We start from the raw sequence: 14,318 nt of genomic DNA, 5'->3' as shown, positions 1-14,318 counted from the left end.
GTCTAGAACAGATTGTCGATGTTGCGCCTTGCGCCCGCCTGATTCCAGGGCCCTGTGCCCTCGGTACAGGTCACTGTGGCGGTGGCCGACGGGGCAGAAGTTTTCTCTGCTAGCGCTCCGCGCCTGGCGGGTGACCGAAGTATGCCCGGTAGGCGTGGCTGAAGTTGGCCGGGCTGGTGTAGCCCAGGCGATAGGCGATCTGCGCCACCTGCCATTTGCGCTGGCGCAGCAGGGTGCGAGCCAGTTCCATGCGCTGCTGGCGCACGTACTGCAGCATGGATTGCCCGAACACCTGGCTGAACGCACGGCGCAGGGTGGTCTCGCCGACGCCCAGCTGCAGCGCCAGTGCCTGGCTGCCGGGCGGCTGTTCCAGATTGGCATCGAGCAGGCGGCGCGCCTCGAAGGCCAGGTCGCGCTGCCCGCGCACCGGTTGTGGTAGCGCCGATGCGCGCCCCTTGAAGTGCGCCGCCAGTTCCACCAGCACGGCCAGGCTCAGGCTTTCCTGATGCAGGCGTTCCATGGCGCCGTGGTAGGGCGACTGATAAAGACGCTGCAGCAAGCCGCTCAGGGCCTTGCAACGTTGCACTTCGGTAAAGCGGATGCCGTTGTCGAGCAGGCCGAGCAGCGGTTGCAGGTCGGGGTCTTCTTCGGCGAGTTCGTGCAGGTAGTCACCGGCGATGCGCAAGCCAGCCATGCGTGCGTGGCTGCCGGCCGGCAACTGGTCGATGGCTTCCATACACTCGCTGACGCCCAGGAGGTGAGGGGTGCCTGGCGTGTAACGGTGCAGATGGCCATCGACCCGGTGTTGCCACTCGCCGTCGAGCACCTGGACGATGCACAGGCTGCCGGGCAGCACCTTGTGGATGCGCAGGGGCTCGGGAAACTGCAGGTCGCAGTCGAAATACTGCAGGTGCGGGCGCACCGTGCGGGCGCGGTAATGACCGATGGCGCTGCCCATCACCCGCGGCGTGCTGGCGTCGAATACGCCCGCCTTGGCCAGGGCCGACGGGTGGTCGAAGCAGAATTGCGTGTCCAGGTAGGGGGTCCAGCGTTGCATCGGGACAGGCATCCTTTGAGTACGGGTGACACACTTTGACATTTTATCGCTATCGACCTTCGACCGTCAGTCGTTGTGATTGGCCGCGTTATTGTTGTGGGCTGCGGCTGTGCTGCTAGGCATGGCGTGCTGCGTTGATTTCAATGGCTGATTTCAACGGGAGCAGAATGCATGATGATTTTCGCGAGAAGTACCGCGTTGCTGGCCATGCTGCTGGCGCTTGCCAGCGGTTTTGTACAGGCCGAGGAACGTCCGGAGGTAGCGCCCAAGGTGGTGGCGTTCTCCGGCGAGCAGGGCGTGAAGGTGTGGACCTTGCGCATCGGCGCACGTAGCGAGAACCGGGCCCTGGTGCAGGTCGAGGGTGTGGACCACGACTGGGACATGCGCATCCAGCGTATGGATGTGGAAAAGAATGCCGAGGACACGCGTTACAGCACCCAGGTCGATGGCAAGAAGTTCGTGGTGCTGCTGGTTCGCAACGGTTGGGGTGAGCTGTACCTGCCGGGTGAGGCGAAGCCGTTGATGGTCGGGTATGACAACGGCCTCTCGGAGCAGGGCAACGCCCAGGCCTTTCTCACCGACTACCTGCAGGCTCGATAAGGCGTTGGCGCAGGCGGCAGAGTTTTGAGCGGGCGGCTGATTGTTGTGACTGCCAGCCGCCGTGCTGCCCAGCCTGTCTGACGGGCCGGATAATCCGCGCATCATTCTATGCGAGGATTTTTTCGATGAATCAACCCCTGTCACCGCGCTTCTCCGATGACGGCGTCGTGTATCCGCATGGCGCCCAGCGTGACGCCGTGGTCGCCGAACTCACCCAGGTCATCGAACGGGTGCCGGAGCAGATGGAGTTCACCAACACCAAGCGCTACTGGGTACTCGGTCCGGTGCTGATCCTCGGCGCGCTGGGCATCCTGTGGGGCGGCTTCAGTTTCGGCAAGACCGGCCTGATGATTTGCGGTGGCTTCCTGACGCTGTTCTTCCTGTTGCTTACCTGGCAGCACCGCAACGCCGGCCGCGAGGTGTTCATGCGCCTGACCCGCCGCGAGCTGCATCACACCGCACTCAGCGGGCCCATCGACCTGACCGAGGTGGTCGACGTCTTCGTCAAGGACGAAGGCCTGGTAACCCTGCAGAAACTGACCCTGAGCGAAACCGCCTCACTGCCGACCCATCGCCCGGTATCGGTGCTGTTCGGTAACCAGGCGATGGTGCTGAAAAAGCCTCAGCCCCATGTGCGGATCAACTCCGCCGGCGTGGCCAGCGGTGGCAGCAAGCTCGATATCGATGACCTGGCCGCACTGCTGACCGCCTACGTGCAAGCTGCCCTGGCCCAGCAGCAGCTCGATGCCCTGAAACAACATGGATGATGCCAGCCGCGAGGCGCTGCTGAGCGACTTGCAGGCTCACGCCGACGGCCCGCAGCAGCGTTACGAAATCCACGAGCGGGCTTCCGGGCAAGCGCTATTCAGCGCCCTTGGGGCCGCGGTGCTGCTGTTCGTCGGCGGTTGGCTGGTCAGCCTGCCGAGCCTGATCCATATGCGCGCGGCGCACTGGCTGTGCTGGGTGCCCGGCGCCTTGCTGCTGGCGGCGGGTCTGCTGCTGCTTGCCTGTGCCGAAGCCCTCAGCCGCCGCAACGGTCGTTGCGTGATGGTGCTGAGCGCCGACAGCGTGCAGTTCGCCAACGCCCGCGAGGCCACGCCTTGGGAGTGCTTCGACGCCTTCGAGATCGAGCAGCATCAGCTGAGCATGGCGCTGGTGTTTTCGGTGATGGCCGGGCAGCGCGTGCCGGGGCTGACGCCGCCGTGCTTCAAGTCGCTGGCCGCGCCGGATGCGCGCCCGGTGGCCGCTGGCATGCGCCTGCGGTTGTGGTTGTTCAACCCGATGCTCGACGGCCGCCGCCTGGGCATCGACGAGCTGGCCGGCCTGCTCGATGAGTACCTGCAGGCGGCCCAGGCGCGTCGTACCCTGGGCACGCTGTTCCCGGCGGTTCAGCGCTTCTCGGCGGTGCGCCACAGCACCGGCCAGTAAGCTGAATCCAGGCCGATGCAGGTGCCCAGCATGCTGGCGTGGATCGGCGCGAAGCCCTTGCCGTCGTAGCGCCAGCGCTGGGTAAAGCCGCAGCCGCCCATGCCCATGGCCAGGGTGAAGCTGCTCAGGTCACCGCTGGCCGGGTCGAACTCGACGCTGCCATGGGGTGGCAGATCCTCGAAGACGGGGATTTCAGGAATGCTCGCCTTGCGCGCCTGCTGCGGCTGGTCGAGGGGTGCCTGGTACAGGCTGTAAGCGCAGTTGTAGGCGCCGCATTCGGTCTTGAGGATGACCAGCGCCTCGCGGTCGCTGAGCGCGAAGGCCTGGCCCTCGGGCAGGCCAGCCTCGACCATGTCCTTTTCCCAGTCGCTGCGCGTCGCCTCGCGCACCGCCTCCAGCACACGCTTGCTGTCGGCCTCGCTCAGTGGCTTGGGTGCTTGCCAAGTTGGCGCCGGCGGTGCGGCCAGGGCGGGCGGCACGCTGCTCGCCGGGTTGTTGCCCTTGCGCAGCAGGGCCGTGGTGGTGCCCAGGCGGCCCTGCACCGAATCCATCAGCAGCAGGGCGGCGCTCATGCCGCTGAGCGAGGTCACCGCCTCGCCTTCCTCGGTAGGTAGCAGCAGGCGTTGGCCGTTGCGCAGCTCGGCGATCAGCGCTTCGGCGTCGGCACCGGCGATGCTGTACATTTCCGGCACCGAGCCCTCGGTCAACTGGCCGGGCTGCAGCTTGACCTGCAGCGGCTTGCCATCGAGCAGCGGCTGACCGCGGGCCTCGTTGTAGCTGAATACCCCGACATGCAGGAGGCCGTCGGGGCCGGCCTCGCGGGTGATACGCAAGCTCCAGATCGGGGTGGCTTCGGCCTCGCTCTCGGCTGCCGTGGATATCGCCGTGCACTGGCGGGTGTTATCGCAGGCCACCAGCCAGTCCTTGAGGTTGCTGTACAGCGGCACCTGTTCGGCGGCGTTGGCGCCGCCGGCGGCCAGGGCAACGAGCAGGGCGAGGGAGCGACGGATCATGGTTGAACCTGCGAGCTGAAAACCGCTATTAGGACAGCTTTGCCCGGCGCTGCCTATCCGTCGGTCGCTGCCCACAACAGTCCGTGCGTGTCTCACAGTTGCCGATTCAGAACGAGGCGATGATCCGCCCCAGGGTTGCCATCGCCTGTTCGTTCCCGGCGTTCCACGGGTGGCCGTGATTGAGCCGCGCGCAATGGCCGAAGCCGCGAGTGGCCGAGAAGATCGGCCCCGGCGCCAGGCTGATGCCCTGGGCCAGCGCGAGGCGAAACAGCTGCAGGGCGTCGACGCGCTCGGAAAACTCGAACCACAGAAAGTAGCCGCCACTGGGCCGCGTCACCCGGGTGTCCGCCGGGAAGTGCCGTGCGGCGGAGGCGAGCATCGAGCCCTGCTGGCTTTCCAATTGGTGACGCAGCTTGCGCAAGTGGCGGTCGTAACCACCGTGCTGCAGGTAGTCGGCCAGCGCCGCCTGGGCGGGCACCGAGGGTGAGATGGTGGTCATCAGCTTGAGCCAGGCAATGCGCTGGGCATAGCGCCCCCCGGCCACCCAGCCGACCCGGTATCCGGGTGCCAGGCATTTGGAGAACGAGCCGCAGTGCATCACCAGGCCTTCGCGGTCAGAGCTCTTTACCGGCTTTGGCGGCTGGGCGCCGTAATGCAGTTCGGCGTACACGTCGTCCTCGATCAGCGGCACCTGATGGCGCTGCAGCAGTTCGTACAGCGCCGCCTTCTTGGCGTCGCTCATGCTCGCGCCGAGCGGGTTCTGCAGGCTGCTCATGAACCAGCAGGCCTTGATCGGCAGGCGCTGCAGGCTGTCGGCCAGGCTGTCCAGGTCGATGCCTTCGCGCGGGTGCACGGGAATTTCCACGGCCTTGAGCTTGAGGCGCTCCAGCACCTGCAGGGTGGCGTAGAAGGCCGGGCTCTCGATGGCCACCAGATCGCCCGGTTCGGTCACCGACTGCAGGCACAGGTTGAGCGCCTCCATGGCGCCACTGGTAATCACCAGTTCTTCGAGCGGCAGGCGTACGCCGCTGAGCATGTAGCGCAGGGCGATTTGCCGGCGCAGCTCCGGGTTGCCCTCGGTCATGTCGGCGATCACCGCGTGGCTCGGCATGTCGCGCACGCTCTGTGCCATGGAGCGGGCCAGGCGCGGCAGTGGGAACAGGTCCGGGCTGGGGAACGCCGATCCGAATGGCACGGTGTGCGGATCCTTCAACGAGCCGAGCACCGAGAACACCAGTTCGCTGACATCCACATCGGTCGCCTGCACGGCGCCCGTGCGCTGCTGTGGCTCGTGCAGCGGTCGCTTGGCGTGCTCGCGCACGAAATAGCCGGAGCGCGCGCGGGCCTGGATCAGCCCGCGGTCCTCGAGCAGGTAATAGGCCTGGAACACGGTGGAAGCGCTGACGCCATAGGTACGGCTGGCGTGACGCACCGAAGGCACTTTCTCGCCGGGCGCCAGCAGGCCCGAGCGGATCAGCGCGGCGATTTCGTCAGCGAGTTTTTCGTAGCGTTTCATGGTGTACCGATGCGCAAGAAATAGGGCGCTGCAGTGATAATGCAACGGTCAAGGATGTTACAGAAGATATCAGGTGTGTGAATTAATGATTTTTACATATCAGATCGAGGCGCCTGTCAGCTAGGGGTTTGCAGCAATCCAGTCAGTGCCGACAGCGTCGAATACGATCATCAGAGATCCATCTGATCCGGTTTTTTATGAATTATCTGAGGCTGTTTTGATTTTGCCCGCTTGCCCATAGTGGCGGCCCTGTCTGCCGCGCTGTTTGGCGCAAGGGGCCTGTCATGTATCACTACGACGAGTACGACCATGCGCTGGTGCGCGAGCGGGTCGCGCAGTTTCGCGACCAGGTGCAGCGGCGCCTCAGCGGTGAGCTGAGCGAGGAGGAGTTCCTGCCGCTGCGTTTGCAGAACGGCCTGTACCTGCAGAAGCATGCCTACATGCTGCGCGTGGCGATTCCCTACGGCACCCTGTCGGCCCGCCAGCTGCGCACCCTGGCCAGCATCGCGCGGGACTACGACCGCGACTACGGCCACTTCACCACCCGGCAGAACATCCAGTTCAACTGGATCGAGCTGGAGCGGGTGCCGGACATTCTCGAGCGCCTGGCCGAAGTCGAGATGCACGCCATCCAGACCTCGGGCAACTGCGTGCGCAATATCACCACCGAAGCCTTCGCCGGGGTGGCGGCCGATGAGCTGCTCGATCCCCGCCCGCTGGCCGAGATCCTCCGGCAGTGGTCGACGGTCAACCCGGAATTCCTGTTTCTGCCGCGCAAATTCAAGATCGCCCTGTGCGCCGCCGAGGAGGATCGCGCCGCGGTGCCGATGCACGACGTCGGCCTGTACCTGTATCGCGATGCCGCCGGCGAGCTGCTGGCGCGGGTGATGGTCGGTGGCGGCCTGGGTCGCACGCCGATCCTCAGCCAGGTGATTCGCGACGGCCTGCCCTGGCGGCACCTGCTGTCCTATGTCGAGGCGATTCTGCGGGTGTACAACCGCCACGGCCGGCGCGACAACAAGTACAAGGCGCGCATCAAGATCCTGGTCAAGGCCCTGGGCATCGAGGCCTTCGCCAGGGAAGTCGAGGCCGAGTGGCAGCACATCAAGGACGGCCCCGCCGAGCTCACCGACGCCGAATACCAGCGAGTTGCCGCCGCGTTCGCGCCGCCGGCCTACGCGGCGCTGTCGGATACCGATCTGGATTTCGGCACCGCCCTGGCCGGCGATGCCGGCTTCGCCCGCTGGGTGTCGCGCAACGTGCAGCCGCACAAGGTGCCGGGCTACGCCAGCGTGGTGCTGTCGACCAAGCCAGGCGCCAGCCTGCCGCCGGGTGATGTGACCTCGGCGCAGATGGACGCCGTGGCCGGGCTGGCCGAGCACTATGGCTTCGGCGAAATTCGCGTAGCCCACGAGCAGAACCTGGTGCTGCCCGACATACGCAAGGCCGACCTGTACGCACTCTGGCAGCAGGCCGTCAGCGTCGGCCTGGGCAGCGCCAATATCGGCCTGCTTACCGACGTGATCGCCTGCCCCGGTGGCGATTACTGCGCACTGGCCAACGCCAAGTCGATCCCCGTCGCCCAGGCCATCCAGCAGCGTTTCGAGGATGCCGAGGCGCTGCACGCCCTGGGCGATATCAGCCTGAACATCTCCGGCTGCATGAACGCCTGCGGCCATCACCACATCGGCAATATCGGCATCCTTGGCGTCGATAAGAACGGCAGCGAGTGGTACCAGGTGACCATTGGTGGCGCCCAGGGCAAGGCCAGTGCGCTGGGCAAGGTGATCGGCCCGTCGTTCAGCGCCGCCGAAGTGCCCGAGGTGATCGAGCGGCTGGTCGAGACATTCGACGAGCAGCGCCAGGGCGACGAACGCTTCATCGACACCGTGCAGCGCGTTGGCATCGAGCCCTTCAAGGCGCGGGTGTACCGCAAGGTGGAGGAGCCGGCATGAACAACCTGATCAGCCTGCGCGAAGGCGAGCCGCGCATCGTCAGTGACGATCCCTGGCGTGTGCCGGGCGATGCCGAAGCAGCGGGCGCGGGTAGCCTGATCGTACCGCTGCCCAATTGGCTGGAACGCCAGCCCCCGGCGGTGCTGCAGGGCGCAGCCGTCAGCCGTGACGGCCTGCTGCTGGGCCCGGATGACGACCCCATGGATCTGCAGCCCTGGCTCGCCGTGTTGCCCTTGATCGCCATCGACTTCCCGAGCTTTCGCGACGGCCGCGGCTACAGCAAGGCCTACCTGCTGCGTAGCCGCCTGGGTTGGTGCGGTGAGCTGCGCGCGGTCGGCGATGTGCTGCGTGACCAGCTCAGCCATATGCGCCAGTGCGGCTTCGACAGCTTCGCCGTGCGCGAGGACAAGTCCGTGCACGACGCCCTCAAGGGCCTGGCCGGCATGAGCGTGCAGTACGGCCGCTCGGTCATCGAGCCGCGCCCGCTGTTCCGTCGCCGCAGCCAATCCTGATTCTCACTGACCCAAGGAGCCCGTGCGCCGCCAGCCGGCGCCGTATCGACACATGCTCGGAAAACTGACTCTCGACGCCATACCCCTGCATGAGCCCATCCTCGTCGTCACCATGATCATGGTGGCGCTCGGTGGCCTGGGCCTGTTCGCCGCGCTGACCTACTTCAGGAAGTGGGGCTGGTTGTGGCGCGAATGGCTGACCTCGGTCGACCACAAGAAGATCGGCGTGATGTACGTGATCGTCGCCCTGATCATGCTGCTGCGCGGCTTCGCCGACGCCATCATGATGCGCACCCAACTGGCCGTGGCCACGGGCGGCGCCGAGGGTTACCTGCCGCCCCATCACTATGACCAGATCTTCACCGCCCACGGCGTGATCATGATCTTCTTCGTAGCTACACCCCTGGTGGTCGGGCTGATGAATATCGTCACGCCGCTGCAGATCGGTGCCCGCGACGTGGCCTTCCCGCTGCTCAACTCGCTGAGCTTCTGGCTGTTCGTCGGTGGCGTGCTGCTGACCAACATCTCGCTATTCGTAGGCGAGTTCGCCATGACCGGCTGGGTCGCCTATCCGCCGCTGTCGGGCATCGAGTACAGCCCGGGCGTGGGCGTCGACTACTTCATCTGGAGCCTGCAGCTCTCGGGCCTCGGCACGCTGCTCACCGGGGTCAACTTCCTGGTCACCATCCTCAAGATGCGTGCGCCGGGCATGGGCCTGTTCCAGATGCCGATCTTCACCTGGACCATCCTGTGCACCAGCGTGATCATCTGCGCGGCCTTCCCGATCCTTACCGTGGCCCTGGCGATGCTGACCCTGGACCGCTACCTGGATTTCCACCTGTTCACCAACACCGCCGGCGGCAGCCCGATGATGTACGTGAACCTGGTGTGGGCCTGGGGCCACCCCGAGGTGTACCTGCTGATACTGCCGGCCTTCGGGGTGTTCTCCGAGGTGACCGCGACCTTCGCGCGCAAGCGCCTGTTCGGCTACCACTCGATGGTCTGGGCGACCGTGGCGATTACTCTCTTGTCGTTCGTGGTGTGGCTGCACCACTTCTTCACCATGGGCTCGGGGGCGAGCGTCAACGCCTTCTTCGGCATCATGACCATGGTCATCGCGGTACCCACCGGGGTGAAGATCTTCACCTGGCTGTTCACCATGTACCGCGGCCGCCTGGAGTTCCCGACGCCGATCCTGTGGACCCTGGGCTTCATCATCACCTTTTCCATCGGCGGCATGACCGGCGTGCTGCTCGCGGTACCGGGTGCGGATTTCCTGCTGCACAACAGCCTGTTCCTGGTGGCCCACTTCCATAACGTGATCATCGGCGGTGCGGTGTTCGGCTACATGGCGGGCATCACTTACTGGTTCCCGAAAGTATTCGGCTTCCGGCTGCACGAAGGCTGGGGCAAGGCGTCGTTCTGGTGCTGGATCGTCGGTTTCTACCTGGCCTTCATGCCGCTCTACATCCTCGGTTTCATGGGCATGACCCGGCGTCTGAACAGCAGCACCAATCCCGAGTGGGAACCCTACCTGTACGTGGCCGTGGTCGGCGCCGTGCTGATCGGCCTGGGCATCCTCTGCACGCTGATCCAGTTCGCGGTATCTATCATCAAGCGCAAGGAGCTGGCCGACCACAGCGGCGACCCCTGGAATGCCCGCACCCTGGAATGGTCGACCGCATCGCCGCCGCCGTTCTACAACTTCGCGGTCACCCCGCGCGGCGACCGCATCGACGAGTTCCACGAGCAGAAGCGCGACGGCCTCAAGCCAGCACCAACGAAATTCCGACCGATCCATATGCCGCGCAACACAGGCATCGGCCTGATCGCCTCGGCGTTCATGACCCTGATGTGCTTCGCGCTGATCTGGCATATCTGGTGGCTGGTGGGCGTGACCTTCGTGGCCAGCATTGCCTGCTTTATCGTGCGCAGCTACGACGAAGACACCGACTACTACGTGCAGCCGCAGGAGATTGCGCGGATCGAGGCGACACGCAAGATCTGACGAGTCGGATGCCAGGCAGTTTCGTCGCGGCCGCAGAGCGCCGGGGGCTCATGGGCGCCGCCGAGGCCCTGGACATTACCAGGCTGGCGTGAGCAATGCCATCAAGTGCCTGGGGGCGCAGCCTGGCACGGCCTTGCCGCTGCGCACTCCCGCAGCGTCAACCTGACGGTCATGGCGAGGCTTTTTCATCGGTGCCGGCAGGCGATCGCCGATCTCAACAACGCCCGGCTGGTGCCGGGCCGCAACCTAAGGGCACTCGGCAAGTCAGCCTGCGGGTACCCTCGGGCGTAACCGGGGGCCACTGCTGGATGCGTTCCAGGGGCGTTATCCACAGCTCGATCTGGCCATTTCCATCGCTGGTCGCTGCGTCAGCCCTGGGGCTCCTTGACCTTCAACGATGGCTTGGCCCCCATACCGCGGCGTTGGCGGCCTGGAGCCAATTCACCGCTAGCACGTGCAGGGGAAAAATCGCCGCGGGCCGGCTGGTGCCGGTTCTCGACGGCCGTCAGCCGGCGGCGGACTTGATCTCGATCATCTATCCACAATCCCGCCACCTCTCACCACGAGTGCGTGCCTTCGTCGACTTCATGGTCGAGGCGTTGGCGAATGATCGCGATCCTGGGGCTTGCTGACTCACCGCGAAAAAGACAGGGGATGCCGCGCTCGTACCCGTATGTGCAAGCGCTGCAGGCTCCCAATGACGTATGATTCGAACCCTCGAGAGGCGCAAGGACCGGTCAGGCGCGGCGAAGCCCTGGGCCATCTGCAGCACTCTTTTTGCGGCGTCGCCGCTTTTCTCTGGCCAGGACTGCAGCGTCTTCTCTGGAGACCGTCGTTCAACTGCGTTGGATGTGAATGTTGGGCACTTTGGAACCGCGAGCGTTTCTGATCGGTGGTGGCGAAACCGGCGAGCTGATTCGTAATCACGACTGGACCACGAGCCCCTTGGGCGCGCCGGCAACCTGGCCGCGAGCCCTGTGCAGTGCGCTCGAGCTGATGCTCAGTTCGCCGGAGAGCATGTACCTGGTCTGGGGAGCCGAGCTGACCTTCTTCTATAACGATGCCTATCGGCCCATCCTCGGTCCGCGTTATGGCGATGCCCTCGGCCAACCGCTGGCGGTTCTGTGGGCCGATGCCTGGGAGGCGGTGCGTACTCATCTGCTGACGGCCATGCAGGGGCAGGCGGTGCGTTTCGTCGACGTTCCCATCTCCATGGCACGCCATGGCGAGCCGGAGCAGACCTGGTGGAGCTATTCATTCTCGCCGCTGCGTGACGACGCCGGCAGCATCGCCGGGGTGCTGTGCTTCACCCGGGAAACCACCGAGCATGTGAAGGCCACGCAGGCCCTGCGAGACAGTGAGCAGCGCCTGGATGCCCTGGTGCGTTCGTCCTCCGAGGTACGCTTCTACATCAGTGCCGACTGGAGCCAGTTGCACGAGCTCAACGGCGGCGACTTCATCCCTGATACGCAAACCACCAACAGCAACTGGTTGGATGAGTACATCCCGGCCGAGGCTCGGGAGATGGTGCGCGCGGAAATTGCCCGGGCCATCGAAACGGGCACCTACCATATCGAACATCCGGTCAACCGGGTGGATGGCACCATTGGCTGGGCCCATGTGCGTGCCGTGCCGCTGTTCGATGCCGATGGCACCGTTACCAGCTGGTTGGGCGCGGCCTCCGACATCAGCGCCCGCAAGGAGGCCGAGGCGGCGCTCAAGGCCCGTGAGGCCCAGCTGCGCGAGCTCAACGCCACCCTGGAACAGCAGGTGGTCGAGCGCACCGCCAAGCTGCGTCTGTTCCGCGATGTGATCGAGGCCAACGCGGTGCCCATCTGCATCTTCGATACCCAATGTCGGCAGATCGCCTTCAACCAGGCCCATGCCCGCGCCATGCAGGAGCTCTACGGCGTTGTGGTGAGCGGCGGGGAAATTCTGCCCGATCTGATCACTCTGCAGCAGGGGCAGGATCTGCGTGGCCACATGCAGCGCGCCCTGGGCGGCGAAAGCTTTCGCGTGGCGGCCGAATATGGTCAGCCCAACGGCGAGCGGCGTAGTTACGAGCTCGCCTACACGCCGCTGCACGATGCCGACGGGCAGGTCATCGGCGCCTTTCATTTCGCCCACGACATCACCGAGCAGATCCGTTCGCAGCTGGAACTGGAACGCACCCAGTCGGCTCTGCGCCAGGCGCAGAAGCTCGAGGCGGTCGGCCAGCTCACCGGCGGCGTGGCCCACGACTTCAACAACCTGCTCACCGTCATCAAGTCGTCCAGCGACCTGCTCAAGCGCCCCGGCCTGCCCGACCAGAAACGGCTGCGCTATATCGAGGCGATTTCCGATACGGTCGACCGTGCTTCGCGGCTGACCGGGCAATTGCTGTCCTTCGCCAGGCGCCAGACCCTACGGCCGGAAGTGTTCGCAGTGGGCGAAAGCCTGCGCGCGTTGACCGACATGCTGGAAACCCTGAACGGCACGCGTATCGAACTCGCCCTGCAGATGCCCAGCCAGCCGTGCCACGTCTACGCCGATGCCAACCAGTTCGACACGGCCATCGTCAACATGGCGCTCAACGCCCGCGACTCGCTCAACGGCGTGGGGCGCATCCAGATTCGCGTCAAACCCTGCACGCAGATTCCGTCAGGCCGCATGGGCGCTGCAGTCAATGGCGATTTCGTTGCCGTGTCCATCACCGACAACGGTACGGGCATCGAGCCGGAGCACCTGGAAGCGATCTTCGAGCCGTTCTTCACCACCAAGGAGCTGGGCAAGGGCACCGGCCTGGGCCTGTCCCAGGTATTCGGTTTCGCCAAGCAGTCAGGAGGCGAGGTCATGGTCGACAGCGTGGTAGGGGAGGGCACCACGTTCACGCTCTACCTGCCGCGAGTCGCGGCGCGCCCCTCGTCTCGCGCCAAGCTGGCGGAGCCGCAGCCGCTGGACGGCGCCCATGGCACTCGGGTGCTGGTCGTCGAGGACAATCCCGATGTGGGCAGCTTCTGCCTCAGTGCGCTGCTCGAACTGGGTTACCGGCCCACGCTGGCCAATAACGCCGAACAGGCGCTGGCCTGCCTGAGCGATGCGGCGCACCACTTCGACGTGGTGTTTTCCGACGTGGTGATGCCCGGTATGAACGGCATCGACCTCGCCAAGGCGATTCACCGCAATCATCCCTTGCTGCCGGTGGTGCTCACCTCCGGCTACAGCGAGGTGCTGGCCCAGCAGGGCAGCCATGGCTTCGAACTGCTACACAAACCCTATTCCGTGGAGCAACTGTCGCGCATCCTGGCCGGGGCGATCCAGCGCGCTGCTGCCCGTGATTGAGCGCAGGCCTCATTCTCAGCACCGCTGCGCGAATCCTGTACGAAATTTACCCAGCACTTCGCTGGGTAGCGCTCTGTCATAGCAGCAGGGATAACGATCAGGAGTGTGCCGCGATGGCCGTGAGATTGAAGAAATTGCAGGGCAGCGACATACCCGAAGAACACCGGCACCTGGGCGATGAAGAGATTTTCCAGGTGATCACCGCCGACGCCCGAGAACACTTCTTCAGCAGCGAAATCGAAGCGGCGGCGATGGTCGCCCAGCTGATCGAAGACCAGCGGGAGATCGAGCCACCGAGCAGCTGAGATTTACGGGCGGGTCAGTACCAGTGCCTTGTCCGGCCCGGGCACGTGAATCTCGGTGTCGCTGATCACCTCCAGCGGTTCGCCGGGCTGGGGAAACAGCACGGCGTCGCCTTTTACCTCACTGAAGGTCATCACCGCGCCGTTGAAGGCGTAGCGTGCCGAACCGGTGAATTGGTAGTTCTTGATATGCGCCTTCTTGGTGATGACCTGATTGTCGCCGAACTCGAAACTGATGGTCATCGGGTAGCCGTCCTGCTCGACCTTGCCGGTATACAGTCCGTGGGGCAGCTCGGTCGGTGTCGATTTGGCCTTGTAACTATCGATCACCGCCATTTTTGCCGGGCTCACCGCCGGCGGGTTGCTGCGAAAGGCGTCCATCGACTTGCGGTGCTCGTAGGGCACGTACAGGGTGACGTAAGCGCCCCAGACGATAAGGCCGAGAACCATCAGGCTGAACAGGTGGCCGGAGCCACGCTGCGAGTTCTTCATCGGGTCGTTCCTGCATTGCGGCAACTGAGGCGTGGGCCCTAGGGCCCTGGCGAAGCGCAATTATCGCACTTGTTGTGCACGCCTGCAGCCAGCTGCCCACCGCTCAGGATGACG

12 protein-coding genes are annotated in these 14,318 nt (G+C 64.9%); 8 read left to right on the top strand and 4 right to left on the bottom strand.

The genetic code is table 11. The annotated features are described in order from the left end of the window. Positions 1-109: 109 nt before the first annotated feature. Entirely contained in the window at positions 110-1,057 is a 948-nt protein-coding gene (locus BM154_RS07385) for a helix-turn-helix transcriptional regulator (RefSeq protein ID WP_074881777.1), read from the bottom strand. Positions 1,058-1,228: 171 nt separating this feature from the next. Here BM154_RS07385 and BM154_RS07380 point away from each other — a divergent pair, with 171 nt between their 5' ends. From BM154_RS07380 to BM154_RS07370, 3 genes are all read left to right on the top strand, one after another. Further along, positions 1,229-1,657: a hypothetical protein gene (locus BM154_RS07380; RefSeq protein WP_074881774.1), complete on the top strand. Its 429-nt coding sequence runs from the start codon at positions 1,229-1,231 to the stop codon at positions 1,655-1,657. Positions 1,658-1,782: 125 nt separating this feature from the next. Further along, complete coding sequence (locus BM154_RS07375) at positions 1,783-2,424, top strand: hypothetical protein (protein ID WP_074881771.1); 642 nt, start codon at positions 1,783-1,785, stop codon at positions 2,422-2,424. After that, positions 2,417-3,085: a hypothetical protein gene (locus BM154_RS07370; RefSeq protein ID WP_074881767.1), complete on the top strand. Its 669-nt coding sequence runs from the start codon at positions 2,417-2,419 to the stop codon at positions 3,083-3,085. The genes BM154_RS07375 and BM154_RS07370 overlap by 8 nt, the downstream gene beginning before the upstream one ends. Here the strand turns inward: BM154_RS07370 and BM154_RS07365 are convergent. Together BM154_RS07365 and mapR are read right to left on the bottom strand one after the other, a co-directional pair. Beyond that, positions 3,046-4,098, bottom strand: coding sequence for a DUF1176 domain-containing protein (locus BM154_RS07365; RefSeq protein WP_074881766.1), 1,053 nt, complete (start codon positions 4,096-4,098; stop codon positions 3,046-3,048). The genes BM154_RS07370 and BM154_RS07365 overlap by 40 nt on opposite strands. A gap of 106 nt (positions 4,099-4,204) precedes the next feature. Continuing rightward, on the bottom strand, positions 4,205-5,614 hold the full coding sequence (gene mapR, locus BM154_RS07360; RefSeq protein WP_074881764.1) for a GntR family transcriptional regulator MpaR: 1,410 nt from the start codon (positions 5,612-5,614) through the stop codon (positions 4,205-4,207). A gap of 284 nt (positions 5,615-5,898) precedes the next feature. Between mapR and BM154_RS07355 the strand changes: the two genes are divergently transcribed. The 5 genes from BM154_RS07355 to BM154_RS07330 all read left to right on the top strand — a co-directional run bounded on the left by BM154_RS07355 (position 5,899) and on the right by BM154_RS07330 (position 13,715). Next, on the top strand, positions 5,899-7,569 hold the full coding sequence (locus tag BM154_RS07355) for a nitrite/sulfite reductase (protein ID WP_074881763.1): 1,671 nt from the start codon (positions 5,899-5,901) through the stop codon (positions 7,567-7,569). Beyond that, the gene (locus tag BM154_RS07350) at positions 7,566-8,081 is read left to right on the top strand and encodes a DUF934 domain-containing protein (protein WP_074881760.1); all 516 of its coding nucleotides are present in this window, start codon (positions 7,566-7,568) and stop codon (positions 8,079-8,081) included. The genes BM154_RS07355 and BM154_RS07350 overlap by 4 nt, the downstream gene beginning before the upstream one ends. A 52-nt stretch (positions 8,082-8,133) precedes the next feature. Continuing rightward, on the top strand, positions 8,134-10,089 hold the full coding sequence (gene cyoB / locus BM154_RS07345; RefSeq protein WP_074881759.1) for a cytochrome o ubiquinol oxidase subunit I: 1,956 nt from the start codon (positions 8,134-8,136) through the stop codon (positions 10,087-10,089). An 855-nt stretch (positions 10,090-10,944) separates the two neighbouring features. Further along, entirely contained in the window at positions 10,945-13,410 is a 2,466-nt protein-coding gene (locus tag BM154_RS07335) for a PAS domain-containing protein (RefSeq protein ID WP_074881753.1), read from the top strand. A 113-nt stretch (positions 13,411-13,523) separates the two neighbouring features. Next, a complete protein-coding gene (locus tag BM154_RS07330) occupies positions 13,524-13,715 on the top strand; it encodes a hypothetical protein (protein WP_074881751.1) in 192 nt (63 codons plus the stop codon). Positions 13,716-13,718: 3 nt separating this feature from the next. Here BM154_RS07330 and BM154_RS07325 read toward each other — a convergent pair whose 3' ends face one another. After that, a complete protein-coding gene (locus BM154_RS07325) occupies positions 13,719-14,204 on the bottom strand; it encodes a hypothetical protein (protein ID WP_074881749.1) in 486 nt (161 codons plus the stop codon). Between the last annotated feature and the right edge of the window lie 114 nt (positions 14,205-14,318).

The sequence above is a fragment of the Phytopseudomonas argentinensis genome, from assembly GCF_900113905.1.
GTDB classification, from domain to species: Bacteria; Pseudomonadota; Gammaproteobacteria; order Pseudomonadales; family Pseudomonadaceae; genus Aquipseudomonas; species Aquipseudomonas argentinensis.
Note: the sequence above shows the minus strand (reverse complement) of the source record. Positions and strands in the feature narration are given on the sequence as shown.